The sequence below is a fragment of the Humidesulfovibrio mexicanus genome, from assembly GCF_900188225.1.
GTDB classification, from domain to species: domain Bacteria; phylum Desulfobacterota; class Desulfovibrionia; order Desulfovibrionales; family Desulfovibrionaceae; genus Humidesulfovibrio; species Humidesulfovibrio mexicanus.
This window is the reverse complement of record NZ_FZOC01000001.1, coordinates 369,174-391,444: the sequence shown is the minus strand read 5'-3', so window position 1 is coordinate 391,444 and position 22,271 is coordinate 369,174. Positions and strand designations below refer to the sequence as shown.

General features: G+C 62.4%; 20 protein-coding genes and 1 tRNA gene. 19 read left to right on the top strand and 2 right to left on the bottom strand.

Going from position 1 to position 22,271, the window contains the following annotated elements:
- Window positions 1-33 precede the first annotated feature (33 nt).
- The 8 genes from CHB73_RS01855 to fliW all read left to right on the top strand — a co-directional run bounded on the left by CHB73_RS01855 (window position 34) and on the right by fliW (window position 7,892).
- Window positions 34-729, top strand: coding sequence for a flagellar basal body L-ring protein FlgH (locus CHB73_RS01855; protein ID WP_089271486.1), 696 nt, complete (start codon window positions 34-36; stop codon window positions 727-729).
- A 19-nt stretch (window positions 730-748) separates the two neighbouring features.
- Window positions 749-1,912: a flagellar basal body P-ring protein FlgI gene (locus CHB73_RS01850; protein WP_089271484.1), complete on the top strand. Its 1,164-nt coding sequence runs from the start codon at window positions 749-751 to the stop codon at window positions 1,910-1,912.
- 1 nt (window position 1,913) lies between these two features.
- Window positions 1,914-2,705 carry a rod-binding protein gene (locus tag CHB73_RS01845; protein ID WP_089271482.1) on the top strand — a complete coding sequence of 264 codons (792 nt, stop codon included), beginning with the start codon at window positions 1,914-1,916 and terminating at the stop codon, window positions 2,703-2,705.
- A 107-nt stretch (window positions 2,706-2,812) separates the two neighbouring features.
- Window positions 2,813-3,295, top strand: coding sequence for a flagellar export chaperone FlgN (flgN, locus tag CHB73_RS01840; RefSeq protein ID WP_089271480.1), 483 nt, complete (start codon window positions 2,813-2,815; stop codon window positions 3,293-3,295).
- Entirely contained in the window at window positions 3,296-5,413 is a 2,118-nt protein-coding gene (gene flgK, locus CHB73_RS01835; protein ID WP_089271478.1) for a flagellar hook-associated protein FlgK, read from the top strand.
- A 21-nt stretch (window positions 5,414-5,434) separates the two neighbouring features.
- Complete coding sequence (gene flgL / locus CHB73_RS01830) at window positions 5,435-7,081, top strand: flagellar hook-associated protein FlgL (RefSeq protein WP_235641470.1); 1,647 nt, start codon at window positions 5,435-5,437, stop codon at window positions 7,079-7,081.
- Between the two features lie 107 nt (window positions 7,082-7,188).
- Window positions 7,189-7,425 (top strand): carbon storage regulator CsrA, encoded by a 237-nt coding sequence (gene csrA / locus CHB73_RS01825; protein WP_089271476.1) that lies wholly within the window; start codon window positions 7,189-7,191, stop codon window positions 7,423-7,425.
- A complete protein-coding gene (gene fliW, locus CHB73_RS01820) occupies window positions 7,404-7,892 on the top strand; it encodes a flagellar assembly protein FliW (protein ID WP_089271474.1) in 489 nt (162 codons plus the stop codon). Before csrA ends, fliW begins: the two co-directional genes overlap by 22 nt.
- Window positions 7,893-8,019: 127 nt before the next feature.
- Here fliW and flgM read toward each other — a convergent pair whose 3' ends face one another.
- On the bottom strand, window positions 8,020-8,319 hold the full coding sequence (gene flgM / locus CHB73_RS01815) for a flagellar biosynthesis anti-sigma factor FlgM (RefSeq protein ID WP_089271472.1): 300 nt from the start codon (window positions 8,317-8,319) through the stop codon (window positions 8,020-8,022).
- Window positions 8,320-8,343: 24 nt separating this feature from the next.
- Window positions 8,344-8,760 (bottom strand): DVU0524 family FlgM-associated protein, encoded by a 417-nt coding sequence (locus CHB73_RS01810; RefSeq protein WP_089271470.1) that lies wholly within the window; start codon window positions 8,758-8,760, stop codon window positions 8,344-8,346.
- A 179-nt stretch (window positions 8,761-8,939) separates the two neighbouring features.
- On the opposite strand from CHB73_RS01810, the gene CHB73_RS01805 reads away from it, so the two are divergent.
- From CHB73_RS01805 to CHB73_RS01755, 11 genes are all read left to right on the top strand, one after another.
- Window positions 8,940-9,797, top strand: a complete 858-nt coding sequence (locus CHB73_RS01805; RefSeq protein ID WP_235641469.1) for an NAD(+)/NADH kinase — start codon at window positions 8,940-8,942, stop codon at window positions 9,795-9,797.
- Window positions 9,798-9,803: 6 nt separating this feature from the next.
- A complete protein-coding gene (locus CHB73_RS01800; RefSeq protein WP_089271466.1) occupies window positions 9,804-11,543 on the top strand; it encodes an ARMT1-like domain-containing protein in 1,740 nt (579 codons plus the stop codon).
- On the top strand, window positions 11,544-12,893 hold the full coding sequence (locus CHB73_RS01795; protein WP_089271464.1) for an MltA domain-containing protein: 1,350 nt from the start codon (window positions 11,544-11,546) through the stop codon (window positions 12,891-12,893). It begins immediately after the preceding gene.
- Complete coding sequence (locus tag CHB73_RS01790; RefSeq protein ID WP_089271462.1) at window positions 12,890-13,546, top strand: DUF4254 domain-containing protein; 657 nt, start codon at window positions 12,890-12,892, stop codon at window positions 13,544-13,546. The genes CHB73_RS01795 and CHB73_RS01790 overlap by 4 nt, the downstream gene beginning before the upstream one ends.
- Before the next feature lie 24 nt (window positions 13,547-13,570).
- Window positions 13,571-15,001, top strand: coding sequence for an Asp-tRNA(Asn)/Glu-tRNA(Gln) amidotransferase subunit GatB (gene gatB, locus CHB73_RS01785; protein ID WP_089271460.1), 1,431 nt, complete (start codon window positions 13,571-13,573; stop codon window positions 14,999-15,001).
- A gap of 15 nt (window positions 15,002-15,016) precedes the next feature.
- Complete coding sequence (gene mtnA, locus CHB73_RS01780) at window positions 15,017-16,057, top strand: S-methyl-5-thioribose-1-phosphate isomerase (RefSeq protein ID WP_089271458.1); 1,041 nt, start codon at window positions 15,017-15,019, stop codon at window positions 16,055-16,057.
- A gap of 210 nt (window positions 16,058-16,267) precedes the next feature.
- On the top strand, window positions 16,268-17,053 hold the full coding sequence (locus CHB73_RS01775; RefSeq protein ID WP_089271456.1) for a sulfide-dependent adenosine diphosphate thiazole synthase: 786 nt from the start codon (window positions 16,268-16,270) through the stop codon (window positions 17,051-17,053).
- A gap of 68 nt (window positions 17,054-17,121) precedes the next feature.
- Complete coding sequence (der, locus tag CHB73_RS01770) at window positions 17,122-18,642, top strand: ribosome biogenesis GTPase Der (protein ID WP_089271454.1); 1,521 nt, start codon at window positions 17,122-17,124, stop codon at window positions 18,640-18,642.
- 75 nt (window positions 18,643-18,717) lie between these two features.
- Window positions 18,718-18,811 (top strand) — tRNA-Ser (locus CHB73_RS01765).
- A gap of 89 nt (window positions 18,812-18,900) precedes the next feature.
- Window positions 18,901-20,688: a site-specific integrase gene (locus CHB73_RS01760; RefSeq protein WP_089271452.1), complete on the top strand. Its 1,788-nt coding sequence runs from the start codon at window positions 18,901-18,903 to the stop codon at window positions 20,686-20,688.
- A gap of 768 nt (window positions 20,689-21,456) precedes the next feature.
- Window positions 21,457-22,173 (top strand): recombinase family protein, encoded by a 717-nt coding sequence (locus tag CHB73_RS01755; RefSeq protein WP_089271450.1) that lies wholly within the window; start codon window positions 21,457-21,459, stop codon window positions 22,171-22,173.
- Window positions 22,174-22,271 lie beyond the last annotated feature (98 nt).

The following is a 22,271-nucleotide window of genomic DNA, read 5'->3' as shown; positions in this document are numbered from 1 at the left end:
CGCCAGACCTGGATAAACACAGAGGTTTTTATCATGAATACGCGCATTCCCGTGCTCCTGCTGGCGACGCTGCTGCTGGGCTGCGCCGCGGAGAAGCGGCCCATGCCCGAGCCCATGCTCACCCCGCTGAACAACATCGAACCCGAGCCGGTGAACAACCCCGGTTCGCTTTTCGAGGCCGGGCAGTCGGATTTTCTTTTTGACGACAACCGGGCCAACAAGGTCGGCGATATCGTCATGGTCTCCGTCACCGAGGTCACCACGGGCAAGCACAAGGCCGACACCACGGCCACGAAGGAAAACACCAACACCTACAGCATTACCGCCATGCCCAAGACGGGCGTGTACGGAACGCTGGGCAAGGTGGTTCCCGGCGTCACCAACGTCGGCGTTCCCGGGGTGGGCACAGGCAGCGCCAGCGACCTCAAGAGCACCGGGGAGACCAAGCAGGAGTCAAATCTTACCGCGACGGTGGCCACGCGCGTCATCCGCATGTTGCCGGGCAAGGTCATGCAGGTGGAGGGCGCCCGCCAGATACGCATCAACGACGAGACCCAGATCCTGGTGGTGCGCGGCCTGGTGCGCCAGCGCGACATCAACGCGAACAACACCGTGCCGTCCACGGCCCTGGCCGAAGCCCGCATCGAGGTGTACGGGCAGGGGTCGCTTTCCGACAAGCAGCGGGCTGGATGGTTTTCCAGAATGCTCGACAACGTCTGGCCGTTCTAGCCGGAGAGGAGGACAGGCCATGCGCCATCAATATTCCATCATCGCACGGGCGGAACGGCTGCGCCGCAGGGAGCGCCTGCGCAACTTGGCGGTCATCATCGTGTCCCTGGCGCTCTTTGTGCTGGCCGGGGCTGTTCCGGCAAACGCCGTGCGCCTGAAGGACATCGCCAGCTTTTCCGGAATGCGCAACAACGAATTGGTGGGCTACGGCCTGGTGGTCGGTCTTGCCGGCACAGGCGATGGCACCACGTCCGAGTTCACCATCCGCTCGCTCACCAACATGCTGGAAAAAATGGGCGTGTCCGTGAACCCCACGAACCTCAAGCCAAAGAATTCCGCCGCAGTCATGGTTACGGCGCGTATGCCGTCTTCGGCCAGGCCGGGCTCGCCGCTGGATGTCACCATTTCCTCCATGGGCGACGCCAAGAGCCTGCTTGGCGGCGTGCTGCTGCTGACCCCGCTGCGCGGACTGGACGGCCGCGTGTACGCCGTGGCCCAGGGTTCGCTGACCCTTGGCGGCTATTCGGCCGAGGGCCAGGCCGCCACGGCCCAGAAGAACATCACCACGGTGGCCCGCATTCCGAACGGCGCCACCATCGAGCGCGAGGTGCCCTTCCATTTCAACAGGCAGGAGGGGCTCACCATCAATATCGCCGGCACGCCGGACTTCGGCACCGCCATGCAGGTTGTCAACCGCATCAATTCCGCGGTTGGCGGCGGCCACGCCAAGGCCTTGGACGCGGCCACCATTCAGATGACGATTCCCAAGAAGTTTCAGAACAATATCGTTCCGCTGGTGGCCTCGCTGGAGAATCTGGACATCTCGCCCGATTCCCGCGCCCGCGTGGTGGTGGACGAAAAGACCGGCACTGTGGTGCTGGGCGGAAACGTGCGCTTGACCAAGGTGGCCGTGGCCCACGGCAACCTGCAGATCGTGGTTTCCGAATCGCCCAACGTGAGCCAGCCAGGCCCCTTTGCCCAGCGCGGGCAGACAGTTGTCACCCCGCAGACCGACGTGAACGTGAAGGAGCAGAACAACCGTCTGTTGCTCATGGAGGGCGCCACCCTGCAGGAACTGGTGGATGGCCTGAACTCCGTCGGCGCGACCCCGCGCGACCTCATCTCCATATTGCGGACGCTCAAGACTGCCGGTTCGCTCCACGCCGACCTGGAGGTCATCTAGCATGACGAACATCGCCGCCCAGGACGCCGCCACGGCGGCCAAGAAGGCTCAGGACAGCGAACTTGTCGCCCTCAAGCGGCAGATGGACAAGCTCAAGAACGAACTGACCCCCGGGCCGGACAAGCGGCAAAAGCTGCGCTCGGCCTGCCAGAACTTCGAAGCCGTGTTCATCAGCAAACTGTGGGAGCAGATGCGCGCCACCGTGCCCAAGAGCGGCATGTTCAACTCCCAGCAGGAGGAGATGTACCGCTCCATGTTCGACCGGGAATTCACGGAAAAAATGGCCCGGGACGGGGGCATCGGCCTTGGCGACATGTTGTACTCGCAGCTTCAAGACAAGCTCACGGGGGGCGGCAAGAGCACGGGTGTCACCGGCGAGCGGATGCTGAACGGGAGCCTGGTCAAGGCCCCGGTGGACGAGCGCGGCACGGACGGAAAGATCCCCGAACCCAAGACCTTCGCCGTGCCCGCCTCGAAGAACGGTATGGCCGCCCAGGGCGCCGCCGCACGGAAAACCGTGGGCGCTGCGGAGCAGACCCTGGCTTCCGCCTCGCAGACCATCTCCGAGGCCTCCAGGACGCTTGGCGTTGCGGACGGGCGTTCGGTTCCGCTGCCTCCCGCCTCGGTCGCCGCGGCCGACATGGCAGATGTGGAGGCGCTGGCCCGGCGCATTGAGGCCGATTACGACCGCAGGCAGGTGGAGACCGCGAGCGCCCAATTGCGCGCCGGGCGTTATGGCGCTTCCAGCGTCGAGACGCCTTTGCCTGGCCGCAAATTTGCAATCATCGGGTAGGCCCGACATGGCCGTCGCAAGACAGGTGTCGAAGGGATGACGGCAACCGATTGAAATAGAATAGAAAAAATGGCGCTGCCGCGCCTACCCGCAGGGGGGACGAGGCCATGATCGCAACCATTCAGGAAAATTTGACCCGGCAGATTCGTGCGCTGGAACTCCTCTCCACCCTTCTGGAAGAAGAATTTTCCCATTTGCTGGCCCGCAAGCCCCATGATGTGAGCGAGCTTGAGCTTTCCATCCAGGAGCTTATGCGCCAGATAGCCCTGGAGCGCCGTTCGCTGCGCGCCGTGATCTCGGGGAGCTACCCCGGCATGTCCCGCGTGGCCGAAGTGGCCAGGGGCCTTTCCACAGAACAGGCGCAGGAACTGACCGCGCTTCTGGCCGATCTGGACCGCGCCGAGCAGATGTGCGCCATCCAGGCGGACAAGAACCGCCAGTTGGTGCTTGGGCTCTACGACCAGAGCCTTTCGCTGCTCAAGCGGCTGCACAAGGCCATCGAACCGGGCAAGAGCGACGTGTATTCGCGCCGGGGCCGCTACGCAGACAACAAGACCCCACAGGCGTCGGTTTTCCGCGGGGGTGTCTAAATGTCGAGCATGACCTCCATCATGGGTGTGGCCAAGACGGGCCTCACCGCCGCCCAGGCGGCCATTGCCGTCACCAGCGAAAACATCACCAACGTCAATACCGCTGGGTACAGCAGGCGCACGGTAAGCTTCGCAGAGGCCTACGTGGACGACAGCGTCCGCGGGCAGGTGGGGTCAGGCGTCTGGGCCAACGAGGTTCAGCGCAATTTCAGTCAGTACATCGAGAACCAGTACTACGACCAGGCGTCCCTGCGCGACCGCTGGGAGAGCCTGTACACCAACCTTTCGAACACCGAGAGCCTGTTCAACGAATCCTCTGGCTATGGCCTTTCCAAGACCTTGAGCAACTTCTTCAAGTCCTGGGAGGATCTTGTCCAGTCCACGGACAACGCCAGCAGCCGTGGCAACGTCATTGAGAACAGCCAAACGCTCATCTCCACCTTGCGCGAACTGAACGAGGACATCATCACCCAGCAGCAGCAGGCCGAGGCCGCCATCATCCAGCAGGTGAGCGAGGTCAACGACCTGCTCAAGCAGATTTCCGAACTGAACAAGAAGATCTCCAACACCCTGGCCGACACCAACGCCCTGCAGGATACTCGCGCGCAGCTTGTGCGGGAGCTGTCCGGGTACATGGACATCAACTACATTGATAACGGCCGCGGCGACATCACCATCACCACCCAGTCCGGCCAGGCTTTGGTGGATGGCTTCAACTACTACTCCATCTCCTACGACGCGCCCCAGGCCACGGCGGACATCAAGAGCACGTCCTCCTTTGACGGGCAGGTGTATTTTTCCGGTTCCGACAACCAGGAGTACACCCTTGAGGTCGTGCAGGGGGGCAGCGTGACCAGCGGAACCGGCGCGGCCCTGTTCCGCGTCTCCGTGGACGGCGGCCGCACCTGGCTCAAGGACGACGATGGAAACGAACTGCACGTCTCCGCCCGCAATGAGGACACGGCGGCCGAAGTTGGAGCGCTGTCCATCTGGTTCGGCACCAGCTCCGATTCGGATGTCGCGCCCACGACGAACCTTTCCGTGGGCGACAAGTTCTGCATTGTGCCCACGCGCGCGCTGTACTGGAACGAGAACACCTCCATCAAGGAGAACATCACCCCCTACACGGATTCTTCGGGCGTGCTCGACAGTTCGCGACTCACAGGCGGCACGCTCTCGGCCTTGTGCACCTATAAGAACGACTACCTGGGCGCCTATCGCGAAAAGCTCGACGCCGTGGCCGAGACCGTGGTCTGGGAAGTGAACCGCCTGCACAGCCAGGGCGCCGGGCTTGAGAACATCACCGATGTCTACGGAACCTACTCGGCGAAGCACGATGACATGGCGCTGGGCAGCAACAGCGCGGGCCTGGCCTTCGGCGACAAGCTCACGGCCGGCAGCGCCTTCATGTACGTTTATAACAGCACCACCGGCCTGCAGATCACCACTGGCCTGCAGTCCAACGGCGGTGCGCTGGATTTCGGCGGCGGCGCGAACTTCGACCCCAGCGTGCATACCCTGGAGGACGTGCGCGACGCCATCAACAACACCTACGGCACCTACATGACGGCCAGCATTGTGAACCACCAGCTGACCATCTCCGCCAATGACGGCTACTCGTTCAACATGGGCACCGACTCCACCGGCCTGTATGCGGCCCTGGGGCTGAACACGTATTTCACCGGCTCCTCATGTTCGGACATTGGACTGAATACAGCCGTCACCACGGACACCGACCGCCTGTGCGCAGGCCACGTGAACAGCGCCGGGCAGGCCAACCAGGGCGACGGCACAACCGCCACGGCCATTTCCGATTTGCTGGACAAGAAGGTCACCATCAACACCCTGCGCGAGGGAACCGTCAGCGAGACCCTGAGCAGTTTCTACTCCGGCCTGGTGAGCCAGGTCGGCGCGGATACGGCGCAGTCCAAGTACAAGTACACGTACACAGAGGCGCTGGCCTCCGATCTCGACGACCAGCAGCAGGCCATCTCCGGGGTCAACATCGACGAGGAGATGACCAACCTTATCAAATATCAGCACGCGTACACGGCCGCTGCAAAGCTCATCACCACGGCCGACGAGATGATGCAGGTGCTGCTCTCGCTCAAGTCCTAGCGCGTCTCAAGGAGGAAGCCCATGCTGCGCGTCTCCACACAAATGATGTACACCCAGTCGGTGAGCTATCTGAACAGCAAGCTCTCCACGCTCACTGAACTCAATGAACAGGCCTCCTCGCAGAAGCGCGTGAACAGACCCTCGGACGACGCGGTGGGCGCGGCGACGATATTGAACCTGCGCACCACGCTTTCCACCTACGACCAGTATTTGGAGAACATCGCCACCGCGCAGGGCTGGCTGTCCACCTCCGACACCACCCTGACCCAGGTGTCCACGCTGCTTACCCGCGCCAAGGGCCTGGCGGAGCAGGGCGCCACCGGAACCTTGGGCGCCGAAAACCGCAAGCAGATCGCCTACGAGATGCGCGAGATCTACGAACAGCTCATCGCCCTGGCCAACACCGAGTACCAGAACAAGAGCATCTACGGCGGCCAGGTGACGGACCAGAACGCCTTCACGGAATGCCTGTGGATGACTTCGAACGAGGCGTCGCTGAGCACAAGCAACTCCTTCCGCATTGAGGGCGACACCGACTACACCGTGCTGGTGCAGTTCGTGAACAGCGGCGCCACAACCGGCAGCTCCGCCCTTATGAGCGCGTGCGACGTGCGCTACAGCATAGATGGCGGCGTGACCTTCCTGGACGGCAGCGTGGCCACCAACGCCGCAGGCGAGATCGTGGTCAGTATGCCGGAGAGCGGCACCTCCATCACCTTCGCCAAGGATACCCAGGTGAAGGCCAACAGCATGACCAACACCAACGACGCCAACGGTACCTGGATGTGGATACGTCCTTCGGCCGTGTACAACGGGGATGATGCCGACAACTCCGCAACCTCGGTCAGCGGCACGGGCGTCGGGGCGAACCAGATTTCAGCAACGGCGCGCGGGGCGTTCAGCACCAACGCGATGGTGCGCATAGACAACTCCACCGCCGTGAGCATGGGCGGCGAGATCGAGTATTCCTACAGCCTGGACAACGGCATCACCTGGGTGACCGGCAATAAGGTTTCGGCGGACACGACCTCCAACGCCACAGTGCTGAACCTGACCAACGGCGGTCTGCTCACGCTGGCGTCGAACGGATCCAACATGCTCCAGCCGGGCACGCAGTTCCTCATCACGCCGAACACGGCGGCAGTGAGCCTGCAGGTGAGCTCCAGTGAGTCCATCCGCGTCAACGATGTCGGCAAGGACATTTTTGGGGGCATCTATCAGGATCCGCAGAAGGTGCTGGCAAACGGGGGCGACAGGCTCACCCTTTCAAGCAGCAACGCCTCCGCCGTCTTCAGCTCCGCCACAAGCATCTACACCAGCAATGGCGGCAACATAAGTCAGAACCTTTTCGAGACCATCGGCAACCTGGTGGCCTTCATGGAGACCAACAACCAGCAGGGCATCAGCCAGGCGCTGGACGGCATCAAGCTTTGCCAGACGCAGATCACCACCGCGCTGGCAAGTGTTGGCGGTCGCGAGAACCGGCTTTCCACCACCAAGACCATCGTGGGCAACCTCTCGGACAGCGTCACCTCGCAGTTGAGCAGCGTGGAGGATGTGGACTTGACCAAGCTGCTCATACAGCTTTCGCAGCAGGAAACCGCATACCAGGCCGTGCTCAAGAGTTCGTCCATGGTCATGCAGATGAGCCTGCTTGACTACGTTTAGGCGGCGCGCTTGGCGGCATCCGCGCTGGACACGGAACGCCGCATAGGCTAGCGTGCCCTCTCGCATCGCATTGGGCACACGAAAATACAGGCGGGAACGCGAGGCATATGCTCATCCTCACCAGACGCCCGGGAGAGAGTCTCTACCTGGGCGAGAACATCAAACTCAAGGTGTTGAGCATCCAGGGCAAGCAGATCAAGCTTGGCCTGGACGTGCCTGAGGATATGACCGTGTACCGGGAAGAGGTCTACCTCAAGATCAAGGAACAGAACAGCCTGGCCCTTGAGGCCAGTGGGCAGGATCTGCTTGCGGCGGCGTCGTTATGGCAGGAAGACCAAAAGTAGTCGTCATCCAGACCAAGCTGGGAGAGCGGGAAGTGCGGCGCGACAGCGTTGTGTATTTTCCGCACGGCCTTATCGGCCTGGACGATAAGCGCGAGTTCGTGCTCATCCCGGTGCGCGAGAATTCCCCCTTCCTTTTGCTGCAGTGCGTCACCGATCCCGGACTCGGCCTGCTTGTGGCGGACCCTTTTCCGTTTCTGCCGGACTACAACGTACGGCTGGAGCAGGCGGAGAAGAAGATCCTGCGCGTGGAGACAATCCGCCAGATCGCGGTGCTCGTCACGGTGACCATTCCGCGAAACCGCCCGGAAGAGACCACGCTGAACCTCTCCGGCCCCATCATTTTGAACAGCAAGGCCCGCATAGGCCTGCAGGTTCCGCAGACGGACTCCAAGTACCCGCTGCACTTCCGCTTGGTGGACGCCCAGCGCGCCGCGCCCCGTCCCGATGGAGAGCCCGCCGCGGGATGATGCCGACTGTCGAAAATGCAAAACGCCCCTGCGAACCATGGTTTCGCAGGGGCGTTTTGCGTTGTGATGCTGTGGGGAATTCTTTTATTCCAGAGGGCGCAGTCGGGCCATCGCCCCCAACGCGGGTTTACCGGGGAAGGCTCAGCTCATCGCGAATGAGGTTGGCGGCGGCCTTGCGGATGTCGGGATTGTAGGTGCCGGCCTGAACCTGCTCCTTCAGCTCGCGCACCTTCTCGGCGCGGGCGTCCGGCGCGGCGCTTGCGGTGCTGTTGGCCGCGGCAAGCAGCCTGGCCTCGGAGGAAAGCGCCACCTTGTCGCCAGCCTGCTGGGCGGTCTTGGCCGTCTGATCCTGCTGCACCCGCTGCGTTTCTTGCAGCTTCTGGGCGGAATAGGCGTTCAGTTCGCCATAAGCCTTCTTGATTTCCATGATTCTCCCCCCGTGTTGAGGGCTTTATAGCATCGTCTCGTCCACGTTGGCGATGGTGATTTCCCAGAGCCTGCGCATGATGCCAAGCTTTTCCTCGGGCGCAATTTCAAGCGGGCCCTGGTCGGTTTGGCGCAGAATCTGGACCTCGCCGCCGTCCAAGGGATAGTCGAAGAGCACCTTTTCGCCAAGCTCCTGTTCCAGCTCTTCCAGAACCCGTGTGACCACAGGATTGTCTTGCCCGTTTACCAGGAGGTTTTCAATAACCTCCTGCGCGATTCGCTCCACAAGTTCTCTTCGGCGGGCCTCCCGGGAAATGCTCACCATGTCCTGCGCACCGGAGAGGGCAAGCGCACGCTTGAAGCGGGCAAGCCGCTTGGCGCTTGTGAGCTGCTTGCCGTAGGTGCGCAGCATCAGGCGAACATTCACCGGTTGAACAACCATTCCATACACTCCTCGCTTGGATTCCATATCGTCAGGTGTTGTGAATTACTTTAGGGCTGTTGTGAAGAAAAAATCATTTTGCTTCGGTTCTGAACAGGGGTCTGGATTCGACGTCCCATCCCGCCGGGCCTGTTGAATGTTTTGGTCGATTTGTCTAGGGTCGTGCAATGCAAAACACCTTGAAGTCCCTTTTGTTGATGCTGCGCACGGGCGATGAACAGGCTAGGTCCCTTGGCCAGGAAATCGCCGATTGGCTTGAGCGCCGCGGCCTGCGCGCCACGCTGTGCGAGCACCGGGTGGACGGCGGGCTTGAGGCGTGCAAGGCCCCGGAAGACGCTCCCTGGGATCTGGTCCTGGTGCTTGGCGGGGACGGCACGTTCATTGGCGTGGCCCGGGTCTGTCTGCATCTCGGCCTCCCGCTCTTGGGTTTGAATCTGGGCCGCGTGGGCTTTTTGGCCGAGGGGGCCGACAAATGGCCCAAGCGCTTGGAAGCGCTGCAGTCCGGGCGCTATGTCCTTTCGCGCAGGGTGTGCCTGGGCTATGCGGTGTCGCGCGGGGCCGCCACGGTCTGCTCCGGCATCGCCGTGAACGATGTGGTTGTGAGCCGCGGCGACATGGCCCGGCTCATCCGGCTGAAGGTGGAGCGCGAGTCGGCCAACGGCCTTGAGCGCGTGGGGGAGATGCGTGCCGACGGGCTTATCGTCAGCACGCCGACCGGTTCGACGGCGTACGGGTATTCCGCCGGCGGTCCTCTTGTCTACCCTGAACTTGCCGCCCTGTGCCTTACGCCGGTGTGCCCGTTTTTGAACACCTTCGGCCCCATGGTGCTTCCGGCTGACGCGCCCCTGCGCATTGCGGTGGAGGAGCCAAGGGGCGAGGTGCGCATGACCGTCGACGGGCAGCGGGCGTTTGCCCTGGAGCACGGTGACGTTGTGCGCCTTGTGCGCTGCCCGGACGATCTCCTCATGGCCCAGACCGCGGAATGCGGCAGTTATTTCGCCAAGCTGGCCAACAAGGGCTTTTTTACCCAAAGGTAGTTCCCCGTGCACGATTTCGCCTTCAATTCCGCTCGCGAGATCCGCTATGGCGCGGACCCGGTCCTTGACGCGCTGTTGCTGCATTTCATGACCGAGAACGGCCTGGAGCACTCCATTGATCCAGAGAACGCCACGCCGGAGCAGATCCGCTTCATCGTCTCCCTGGACGAGGACGCGTTTTACGCGCCGTGCGGGGACTGGATGCTGCATTTTCTCCTCAAGTCGCGCCTGGACGATTCCCTCAAGCGGGAATATGCGGACCAGTGGCGGCTTCTGGTGCGCACCGTGTGCGGCGCCATGCCCAAGGGGCCTGGCCGCAAGCGCGTGCTGCGTCTGTGCCGCTACAAGTTCCGCATGGCGCTCAACACGCCCATCCTCATCCCCTCGCGCCTGCTCAAGCGCATGTTGACCATCTTTCTGGCGCTGAGCGGCATTCCCGATCCCTATCACGAGAAGAAGCGGGCGAAGAACCGCCGCGCCAAGGCTTTTCTGGAAAGCGCCTTTTTCAACAGGCTGGTCAACGTTTGCCCGGAAGAGCGCATCGAGTGCTCGCGCATAACCGATTTGCGCTTCGAACTGGACCTGCTGGAAATGGCCCGGCTTCTGTTCTTCTCCACGCACAAGCCGTTCTGGGTCGATGACTGCGCCACAGACGGCCTTGACGCCGACGCCATGCGCCACAGCCTGGACGGGGTGGACTTTTCCCCCTTGCGCAATATCTTCGCCCAGGATCGCGGACCGCTGCGCATTCTGTATCTGCCGCGCGCCAGCGGCGGCATCCTGCTCGACCTGAAAGTGGTGCGCTCGCTGCTGCGGCAGGGGCACAGGGTGGTGCTGGCCCTGAAGGAAGGCTTCTATTTCGACAGCCCCACCGTGTGGGACATCGACACGGACCCCGTGCTGGCCGAGGCGTTTCGGGGCGCGTTTTTCCTGAACAACGACAGGGTGACCAAGAACGAGTTGTTGCAGGCCATCCGCGAGCACCAGCTTGTGGTCATTTCCGACGGCACCCGCGAGCGCTTCAACCCGTACCGCCTGAGCGTCACCTTCGCCAGGGCCTGGAAGGAGTGCGATCTGGTGCTGGCCAAAGGGGAGGCGCACTATCGCCGCCTGATTGGCACAAGCCATCAATTCACCCGCGACATCCTGGTGTTCTTCTCCGACGAGCAGGGCAAGTTCCGCATGTTCTTCAAGCCCAAGCCCGAAAGCGAGCGCAAGTTCAGCGAGGACGCCATCATCGCCAAGGCCGACGAGATCATCGCCCAGATGCGCGAGGCCAGGGCCCAGGGCAGGACCGTGATGTTCTACAGCGCCGTCGTGGGCAGCATTCCCGGCCAGGTCAAGACGGCCATCGAGGTGCTGAACACCTTTGTGGCGCACCTGCGCTCCCGCCTGGAGGGCACCTTCATCATCAACCCCGGCGAGCACTTCGAGGAGGGCATGGACGCCGACGACCTGATGTTCATGTGGGAGCGGGTGCAGCGCAGCGGGTATCTGAACGTTTGGCGTTTTCAGACCCACACCGACATCGAGGAAAGTTTTCAGCTCATGGGCAAAAAGGTGCCCCCCGTGTGGGCGGGCAAGGACGCCACCTATTCCACCGGATGCACCAAGGAGATGCAGATCGCGCTCTCCGTGCAGAAGCGCCAGCCCGAGCTCCAGATCATCGGTCCGGGGCCGGAGAAGTTCCTGCGCCGGCGCGAGTACGGCGTGGGGCGCTTCTCTGACGTGGTGGTGGGAGGCTAGGTGCCGCTCCGGGCGTTTCCCTTCGCCCTCCAGGCCGCCCTGTGCGTCCTGCTCGCCTGTGCGCTGGGCGGCTGCGCCCTGCTGGACCTGCTGCCCCGAAGCTCGCCGGGCCGTCCGGCGGAGCAAGTGCGCCGCGCCCGCGCCTCGCGGGGAGACTCCGCGCCGATGGATATCCAGGACACGTCGGACGTGCGCCGTTTGCCCGACGAGGGGCAGGGCGGCGAAGCGGACGGATCGGTTTTCCGTCCGCGTTCCGGCGGCAGCGCCCGCGGCCTGGCCGCGCGTCTTGCTCCGGCAAGCCAGTCCCTGTCCGGCTTCGCCGATCTGGACGCCCCGCTGGCCCACAGCATAGCGTTTCTCTCCCGCAGGCCGCACGGCGAGGCCGCGCTGGTTCAGCCGGGCGGGAGCCTCAGCTGGGGGCAACTGCTGCAGACCGCCCAGGAATTGCGCGACCTGCTGCCCGCTCTTGATGCCGACCCTGGGCTGCTTTCCGAGCATTTTGTGTGGTACGAGTTGTCGCCCGCCCCGCTCGTCACTGGCTACTACAGCCCGGAGGTCGCCGCCAGCCTGACGCGGCGGCCCGGCTTCGAAACGCCGTTGTACGGCCTGCCGCCGGATCTGCGCCGGGCAAGCGGCGAGGAGGAGCGCCAGGGCCGTCCCAAGGTCTACCGCGCCGAGGGTGGGGCCATTGTGCCGTACCACGACCGGCGCGATATCGACCTGAATGGCGCGCTAACGGGCCAGGGGCTGGAGATCGCCTGGGTGGCGAGCCCCGTGGACGCGTTTCTGCTGCAGACCGAGGGCGCAGGCGTTCTTGTCCTGCCCGATGGCACGCGCCGCCGCGTGCAATTCGCGGCGTCCAACGGCTACGCGTTTACCGGCCTGGGAGAGTTGCTGCTGGCCAATGGCGCGCTCCCCAGGGAACGGCTCTCGCGCGAGTCCATACGGGCCTGGTGCTTGGAAAATCCCGAGCGTACAAAAGAACTTATGGCGCAGAATCGCAGTTATGTCTTTTTCGAGCTGCGCAGCGGCCCGACCGTTGGTGCCATGGAAAAACCGTTGACTGCGCTGGTCAGTCTGGCTACAGACCCAAGTCTTCTGCCCATGGGCGCCGTGGCCGTCTTGGACCTCGGTCTGCCCGGATCAAACGCAGGCGCGCCCGTGGGACTGCATGGGCTTGTTTTGGCGCAGGATGTCGGATCGGCCATCAGGGGGCACCGGCTCGACCTGTACCTTGGCGGCGGCGAGCCCGCCGCGCGCCTGGAGGCGAACCTGCGCGCCAGCGCAGGGCTGCATCTTTTGGTGAGCAAGAACGCCCTGCGCTCCAACGCCTACACGAGAGGACAATGAAGAACCTTTGCTTTGACGACATCCGTTCGCTGCTCCGCAAGGCCTTTGAGGCCCAGGCCGAAACCGTGGCCGACTGGCACCGCCAGGAGCCCGACTTCCCTGTGGACCTGCCAGAGGCCCAGGACCAGGAGGGGTTTCTGGAGCTGCTTTCGCGCCAGCACTGGTGCAATTTCCGCCTGTGGCACGTGGAGGACCGCGCCCGCAGGAAGGACGCCGGGGCCGAGCTCATCGCCGACTGCAAGTACGCCATCGACAAGCTGAACCAGGAGCGCAATGATTTGATCGAGCGTCTGGACACGTTCCTTGTGCGCGCCTTCGCCCCCATCCTGCCCTCCGCGCCGCAGGGCGGCCGCCAGCGCTACAACACCGAGACCATCGGCGTGGCCCTGGACCGGGCCTCCATCCTGGCCCTCAAAATTTACCACATGGGGGAGCAGGCCGAACGCGCGGGTGTGACCAGCGACTTCGTGGCCGAGTGCCAGCGCAAGGCCTCCGTGCTTGTGGAGCAGCGCGCCGATCTGCTGGACAGCGTGCTGGACCTTGTGGAGGACTACGCCGTGGGGCTCAAGCGGCCCAAGGTCTACTACCAGTTCAAGATGTACAACGACCCGCGCCTGAACCCGGAGCTTTACACCCGCAAGGCCGGGGCGTAATCCCTGTGGGGCGAAGGAGGGCACATGGCCAGGTACGAGACCGTCATCGGGCTTGAGGTGCACGCCCAGCTCAAGACCGAATCCAAGATCTTCTGCTCCTGCTCCACGCGTTTCGGGGTGGAGCCAAACGAGAACGTGTGCCCCGTGTGTTCCGGAATGCCCGGCGTGCTGCCCGTGCTCAACCGCAAGGTGGTGGAGTACGCCGCCAAGATGGGCTTGGCCATCGACTGCGACATCAACCGCACCAGCGTCTTCGCCCGCAAGAACTACTTTTATCCCGACCTGCCCAAGGGCTACCAGACGTCCCAGTTCGAGCTGCCCATCTGCGAGCACGGGCATGTGGACATCGTCACCTCCAAAGGGCCCAAGCGCGTGGGCGTCACGCGCATCCACATGGAGGAGGACGCGGGCAAGAACATCCACGCCGCGCACGAGAACAAAAGCTATGTGGACCTGAACCGCGCCTGCGTGCCGCTCATCGAGATCGTCTCCGAGCCGGACATGCGCAGCGCCGAGGAGGCCGTGGCCTACCTGAAGGCCCTGCGTAGCATCCTGGTGTACCTGGACATCTGCGACGGCAACATGGAGGAGGGCAGTTTCCGCTGCGACGCCAACGTAAGCGTGCGCCCCTTCGGCCAGGAGGCCTTCGGCACCCGCACGGAGCTCAAGAACCTGAACAGCTTCAAGCATGTGCAGAAAGCCATCGAGTACGAGGTGGAGCGCCAGATCGACCTCGTCGAGGACGGCGAGGCCGTGGTGCAGGAGACGCGCCTGTATGACGCGAACAAGGGCGTGACCAACTCCATGCGCGGAAAAGAGGAAGCCCACGACTACCGCTATTTCCCCTGTCCAGACCTGGTGCCACTGGTGCTGGACGAGGCTTGGCTGGCCCGCTGGAAGGGCGAATTGCCCGAACTCCCCAAGGCCCGCGAGGCGCGCTTCAGGGAACAGTACGGCCTCTCCGCCGATGCGGCGGAGGTGCTTACGGCCGAGCGCGACCTGGCCGACTATTACGAGGCCGCCGTGGCCGATTTCAACGAGCCGAAGAAGATCGCCAACTGGGTCATGACCGACATTTTGCGCGAACTGAACGCCACCGGCGGTCGCGCGGCGGACTTGAAGCTCGCCCCGCAGGGCCTGGCCGCGCTGGTTCGGCTGGTGGAGGAGGGCAAGATCAGCGCCAAGAGCGGCAAGGACATTCTGCCCGAACTGCTTGCGAGCGGCGGCGACCCGGAGGCCCTTGTGCAGGCCAAGGGCCTGGCGCAGATCTCCGACACCTCGGCCCTGGCGGCCGACATCGACGCCGTGCTGGCCGAAAACCCAAAGGAAGTCGCCGAGTTCAAGGCCGGCAAGACCAAGCTCATCGGCTTCTTCGTGGGGCAGATCATGCGGCGCACCAAGGGCCAGGCCAACCCCGCGGTGGTGAACCAACTGCTTGCGGACAAACTCAAATAACACGCAGGACTCTCCATGACCGAGCACATCCAGTTTTCCCCCGAGAAGGACGCCCTTGTCCTGCTTGACCAGCGCTACCTGCCCACGCGTGAGGAATGGTTCGTCTGCAAGACCGTGGCCGACATCTGCGAGGCCCTGGTGGTCATGGTGGTGCGTGGCGCCCCGGCCATCGGCGTCACCGCGGCCTATGGCTGCTATTTGGCCGCGCGCGAGGTCCAGGCCTCCGGCGTGGCCGACTGGAAAGGCGCGCTTTCCGCCAAGCTGGAGCAGGTGGCCTCGGCCCGTCCTACAGCGGTGAACCTGCGTTGGGCCGTGCGGCTGATGCAGGGCGAATGGAACAAGCGCCCCGAATTCTCTCTGGACGACCTGTGCGCCTTCTGGCTTCAGAAGGCCAAGACCGTCCACGCCGAGGACATCGCCACCTGCATGGCCATCGGCGCGGCGGGCGCGGATTTGATCGACGACGGCGACACCGTGCTCACCCATTGCAACGCGGGCGCCCTGGCCACCGCCGGGTACGGCACGGCGCTGGCTCCCATCCGCGCGGCCGTTGCCCAGGGCAAGAAGGTGCGCGTCATCGCCGACGAGACCCGGCCGTTCCTGCAGGGCGCGCGGCTGACCGCCTACGAGCTGCACAAGGACGGCATTCCGGTCACCGTGGCCTGCGACAACGCCTGCGCGCTTCTGATGCAGCGCGGCCTGGTGCAAAAGGTCATCGTGGGGGCGGACCGCATCGCGGCCAACGGCGACGCGGCGAACAAGATCGGCACCTTCGGCGTGGCGCTCATCGCCAAGGAATTCGGCGTGCCGTTCTACGTTGCGGCTCCGGTGTCCACCATCGACCCCGAAACCGCCGACGGCTCCCTCATTCCCATTGAGGACCGCACCCCCCGCGAAGTGACCCATGTGGGCCAGACCCAGATCACCCCCGATGGCGTGCCCGTGTACAACTTCGCCTTCGACGTGACGCCCAACCGGCTCATCCGCGGCATCATCACCGAACGCGGCGTGCTTGCCGCGCCCTACACGGAGGCCATCGCCAAGCTTTTCAAATAGTCCATAAAGCCGTCCTGCGGGAGCTCGGATAAACCGGGCTGAGAGGACCCCTTGCCCGACTGCGCGCCGGGCTTGTGGGGTCGACCGACGAACCTGTCCGGGTAATGCCGACGAAGGGAAATTCTGCACTGGCGGAAAGCCGTCCCTTCACGGGGCGGCTTTTCGTTTGGGGCCCTGAACCGGAACCATCAACAGTTGCAGGAGTGCGTTATGATCATTGATGAACGAATTGTGTCCGAGGCCATCGCCAGCACCTACTTCGAGAAGTTCAAGAACAGCCTCGACCTCGACGTGGCCATCGTGGGCGGCGGTCCTTCGGGACTTACCGCCGCGTGGAAGCTGGCCAGCGCAGGCCGCAAGGTGGGACTTTTCGAGCGCAAGCTCTCCGTGGGCGGCGGCATGTGGGGCGGCGGCATGACCTGGACCAGCATCGTGGTGCAGGAGGAGGCCAAGGGCATCCTTGAGGAAGCGGGGGTGGCCGTTCGCGAGTTCAAGTCCGGCTATTTCACCGCCGATTCCGTGGCCGCAACCGCTGCCCTGGCCTACCGGGCCACCAGCGCTGGCGCGCGCGTGTTCAACTGCACCAGCGTGGAGGACGTGGTGCTGCGCGAGGTGGACGGGGTCAAGCGCGTCATGGGCCTGGTGGTGAACTCCAGCCCGGTCGAGATGGCGCGGCTGCACGTGGACCCGCTTGTGCTCCACTGCAAACATGCCATAGAGTGCACGGGACACGATGTGGAGATGCTCAAGACCCTGGTGCGCAAAAACGGGGTGAAGCTGAACACCCCCAGCGGCGGCATTGAGGGCGAGCAGAGCATGTGGGCCGATGTGGCCGAGGCCAACACCGTGCGCCACACCCGCGAGGTGTATCCCGGCGTGTGGGTGGCAGGCATGGCGGCCAACGCGGCCTTCGGCTCCTACCGCATGGGCCCGATCTTCGGAGGAATGCTGCTCTCCGGCGTGCGCGTGGCGGAGGCCATCGACGCCCTGTTGTAAACGAAAACACCAAGTCCCGGCCGCCTCTTCCTTGTGGGAGGGGGCGGCTGGGCATCTGGAAAACGACCATGCTGCCCATTATCGCTCTTCTTGGCCGCCCCAACGTGGGCAAAAGCAGCCTGTTCAACCGCCTGGTGCGGCAGAACAAGGCCATTACCCACGACCTGCCCGGCGTCACCCGCGACCGCATCTACGGAGAGGCCACGGAGGACGAGGTCCGTTTCGCCGTCATAGACACCGGCGGAATGCTGCCCGATGCGGCCGAGCATGACGGCGGCGGGATGGACAGAAGCGTGTTTCAGCAGGCCGTGGAGGCCCTGGACGAGGCCGATGTGGCGCTTTTCGTTGTGGACGGCCGCGACGGCATGACCGGCCTTGACCAGGCCGTGAGCGAGAAGATCCGCGCTTCGGGCAAGCCGGTGCTGCTGGTGGTGAACAAGGTGGACGGGCCGGAACAGGAGGCCAAGGCCCTTGCGGACTTCCACGCCCTGGGCTTCGAGATCGCCCCGGTCTCCGCCGCGCACGGGTATGGCTTGTCGGACTTGCGCCTGCGCGTGGCCGAACTGGCCAGACCCTTTGTGCAGCCCGCGCCCGCCGACGGCCCGGAGCTGGGCCTCAAGCTGTGCATGTTGGGGCGTCCCAACGCGGGCAAGTCCTCGCTGGTCAACGCCCTTGTGGGCGAGGCCAGGCAGATCGTCAGCGACATCGCGGGCACCACCCGCGACTCCGTGGACATCGGCTTCGAGAAGGACGGCCGCCGCTACACTTTTGTAGACACCGCCGGAGTGCGCCGCCGGGCGGTCATCACCGACCATCTGGAAAAGCTCTCGGTGTTCCGCGCCCTTTCTTCCAGCAAGCGGGCCGACGTGACCATCCTGGTGCTCGACGCGGTGCAGGGCCTGAGCCATCAGGACAAGCGGCTCATCGCCTATCTGGCCGAGCAGCGCACGCCGTTCATGGTCGCCGTGAACAAGGTGGATTTGGTCCACAAGACGCGCATGGACGAATTGCGCGCCGCCTACGAGGAGGCCCTGCGCATCTGTGCGCACGTTCCGGTGCTGTACGTCAGCGCCCTCACCGGCGCGGGCACGGGGAAGATCCTCTCCCTGGCCGAGGAGATACGCCGGGAGTGCGTCATCCGCATCGGCACGGGCCAGCTCAACCGCGCCATGGCCGAGGCCATCACCAAGCACCAGCCACCGGTCATCAAGCGCCGCCGCGCCAAGTTCTACTACCTTACCCAGGCGGACGAGGACCCGCCCATGTTCGTGTTCTTCGTCAACGACTCCGAGCTTGTGACGTCTGCGTACGGCAAGTACCTGGAGGGGCAGTTGCGCAAGCTCCTGGGCATTCGCAAGGCGCCGCTGGCGGCGGTGTTCCGCTCCAGCCACGAGAAGAAGGAGGCCGAGCGCCCGCTGACCAACCGCGCGCCCAGGCTTGGCAAGGACCGGCGCGACATGGCCGCTGCCAAGGAGGACAAGCCCCATCAGTCAGCCAAGCCGAAACCGGCGCGCACCTCGGGCAAGGCGCGGGCAGGGTCCAAGGCCGCAGCAGGGGCGAAGACGGCCGCCGCGCGCAGAAAGGGATGACGTTACTTTGCGGCTTGACATTTCCAGCCGCGAGGAGGTAAAGGGTTCGACCGCGCCTGAAAGGGACGCGGAATTGGAGAGGTGGCCGAGTCGGCCGAAGGCGCTCGCCTGCTAAGCGGGTATGGGCCTTAAAAGCCCATCGAGGGTTCAAATCCCTCCCTCTCCGCCAGTAAATTAAAAAGCCTTGTTCCTCGGTATGTTGCCGGAGAACAAGGCTTTTTTCTTTTCACTGCTCCAGTACTTTGTTACAGTGGAGGTATGGAGCAGATGCCGAAACACCCTAGGCTATTTCGTCGTGGTGCTACCTACTATCACCGCGCTGCGATCCCCGCTGACATAGCCGACACCTATCCGAAGCGCGAAGAAACCTTCTCGCTGCACACAAAGGACTATCAGGAAGCGGTGAGGCGGGTTCGGATCGCTGCCGCAGAGGTCGATAGGAGGTTCGAGGCTCATCGCAGGATGCTTGCCCAAAAGGCGAAGCCTCCGCTCAAGGAACTGTCCGAGCATGAGATTAAGCGCATCGGCGAAGTCTACTACACGTATCTCCTTGAAGAGGATGAGAACATTCGCTCCGAACAGTTCTCGGATTCGGAGCGTTCCACCATCGTCCTCGATGCAGATTCGGATGTTGATGAAATCATTAAAAACCATGGATTCCGACCACCAACTTTCGAAAGCTACGGCGAGGACCGTGAAGCAATTGATGAGTTGACCCGCCACGACTATGCCCGTGGCAAGGTGAACTCGTTTTATATGGGCGAGGCCGAAGAGGTTCTGACCTGGGAAGAGATCAGCGTGAACTTAGACCCTGCCTCCCCTAGTTGGCGCAAAGTGGCTCGTGAACTCCAGGCGGCGACCATCAGGGCCGCAAAGGCCATTCGTGCTAGGAATGAAGGTGAGGTGGTCGAAACGCCTAAAACCTCGGGTATTAGGCCGGAGTCGAACTCCCCGCTGCTTTCAGAGGCCGTGAAGCAGTGGGTTGAGGAAAAGTCGAGGACAAGCTGGGTCGAAAAGACAAAGCGCGAGCATTGCGCATGGATGGGGTACTTCCTCGATTCAATCGGAGACCGCCCGCTAGATACCTACACCAAGTCAGATGCCCGAGCATACAAAGCCATGCTGCTCAAACTACCGGCCAATTGGGTCAAGTATGGAGAGCTTCAAGGCTTGCCTTTCGCGAAGGCTGCGGAGAAAGCTCAAGAGCTTGGACTTGAGCCAATGAGCGAGAGCAACGTGAACAAGTTGCTCGGGTTCGTCGGCTCGTTTTGGACTTGGGCCACAGACCAATATGATGAAGCCCCGGTAAACCCGTTTAGAGGTCTCAAGATCAAGCAACGGAAACGAGTGCGCGACGAGCGTGACCCGTTCTCCGTTGAAGAGCTTCGGGCCATCTTCAATGCCCCAATCTACACCGGGTGTGCTTCTTTAAGATCCTGGAAGGATCCTGGCAGCCTTGTGCCTCGCAATTCAGGGATGTTCTGGGTCCCACTGATCAGCCTTTTTTCGGGTGCCAGGATGGGCGAGATCATACAGCTCTATGTTGAAGATGTTCGTGAAGAGGACGGGATCTTATTCTTTGATATCAACGACAACGGTGATGATAAACGTCTCAAGACGACGTATTCGAAGCGCTCGATTCCGATTCATGCGTCCATCTTGGACATGGGGTTCATGGACCATGTGGAGTTTTGCCGTCGTCAAGGGCATAAGCGCTTGTTCCCCGATCTCGCCATGGGCGAAGATGGATATTATTCCACGCCATTCTCCAAGCACTTCAGCCGTTTTCTCAAGGCCGTTGGAATCAAGAGTCGCAAGAATGCCTTTCATAGCTTCCGGCACAGCTTCGAAGACGCCTGTCGTGACTCCGAAATTCCCAAGGAGATCATGGACGCCCTTCAAGGGCATGGTCAGGAAGGTATGTCCGAGCGCTATGGGCGGGGCTACTACTTGAGGAAACTTGATGAAGCGATGAGGCGACTGAAATACCGCGATCTCGATCTTTCGCACCTCAATGTTTTGGTGCAAAAATCTGAGAGGCCGTAGCATGATGGTCGATTCACGTCTTCCCCCCGTACCCCATGTCTTGTTCGATGAGTTGTTAATTGAGTGTGTCGATGCGTTGCGACACCAGTCGTACGATGGCCAGCATCGCAGCGAGCATATTCGGCATCTCCAAGTCGCAGCGCTTGATCAAGGACGATCAATCGAAGTTAGGGATCTTCTAAATGCTGTAGCTCAGCATTTTTTGAATCAGCTCAAGTATAATCATCTATGGCACATGGCAAATAGCAATGCCGAGTCTGTTGTGCTTGCAAAAGCACTTGAAAATGTTTTGGGTGATGAGGCCGATCGCTATGTATACCATGGCACTATTTGCGGAAACCTTGCCGGGATTGCCCAGGAAGGTTTGATAGCAGGCAAACGTCCTGTCTGGTCTGAGAAACTTGTACCGAGGACGCACTGCAACTCGGGCGTATTTTTTACCAAGTCATGGAGAGGGGCCATGAACTGGGCAGATATCGCACACTATTCAACACGTGGCCCTCGCAATGGGAGACATCGGACTCAATGCGTTCTGAGAATCCCAAAATGCGGGTTAGCCCTTGAGCCTGACTGCTATAGACAGGATGGAAGTAGCCAGGTGGTTCGTGGTGTCGTAAAGGCTACTGCAGCGCAAGTCTTAATCGGGAGAGTCCAGGGATTCCCTCAGTGGCGTCCGCTTGCCGAGGTGCTTGCCACCAAGTAGCCAGTGGTGCTAGGTACAAAATGGACTAACGCACATTGCTCCGTTTTGTACCAAGGGGGCCTCCTGTGAAGATCGTCGCCTACCAACGTGTTTCTACAGCCCGCCAGGGCCGGAGTGGCCTGGGGCTGGAAGCTCAGGATCGAGCCATCCAGGAGCATGTCCGTTCTAAAAACGCCACCCTCGTCGGTTCCTTTACAGAGATCGAAAGCGGAAAGGTCGATGGGCGCCCTGAGTTGGCTAAGGCGCTTCATCTCGCCAAGGTTACCGGCGCAACGCTGGTCATCGCAAAGTTGGACAGACTCTCACGTAATGCGGCCTTCTTGCTCGCGCTCCGAGACAGTGGGGTTCGTTTCGTCGCTGCTGACATGCCTGAGGCCAACGACTTGACCGTGGGCATTATGGCCCTGGTCGCACAGCAGGAGCGTGAGGCCATCGCAAAGCGCACCAGAGAGGCCCTGGCATCCGCCAAGGCGCGTGGCGTGCGTCTGGGGAATCCCAACGGTGCAGCGGCCCTGCGGCGGGCAGGGAAGGGCAACGTGCAGAGCATTGACAGCATCAAGGCGAGTGCGGATCGCCACGCCTCAGATCTCGCGCCTGTCATCGCGTCCCTTCAGGCTGAGGGGGTTACATCGCTCGGAGCCTTGGCTCGATCCCTCAACGAACGCGGAATGCTGACACCTCGTGGCGGGCGTTGGCACAAGTCCTCGGTCTCCAATCTACTGCTGCGGATCAGCCGGATTGCGGGCAACTCTCCGCCTGCCCAAGTTTCCATTGCTGGCTGATGGCCTTGTGAGCAAACACTCCTCTTTCCGTCTGAGATATCTTTGTCTTTTCAACTGGCTGTCAGCCATGTATAGACCCAGAAGTATCAAGATGTTCT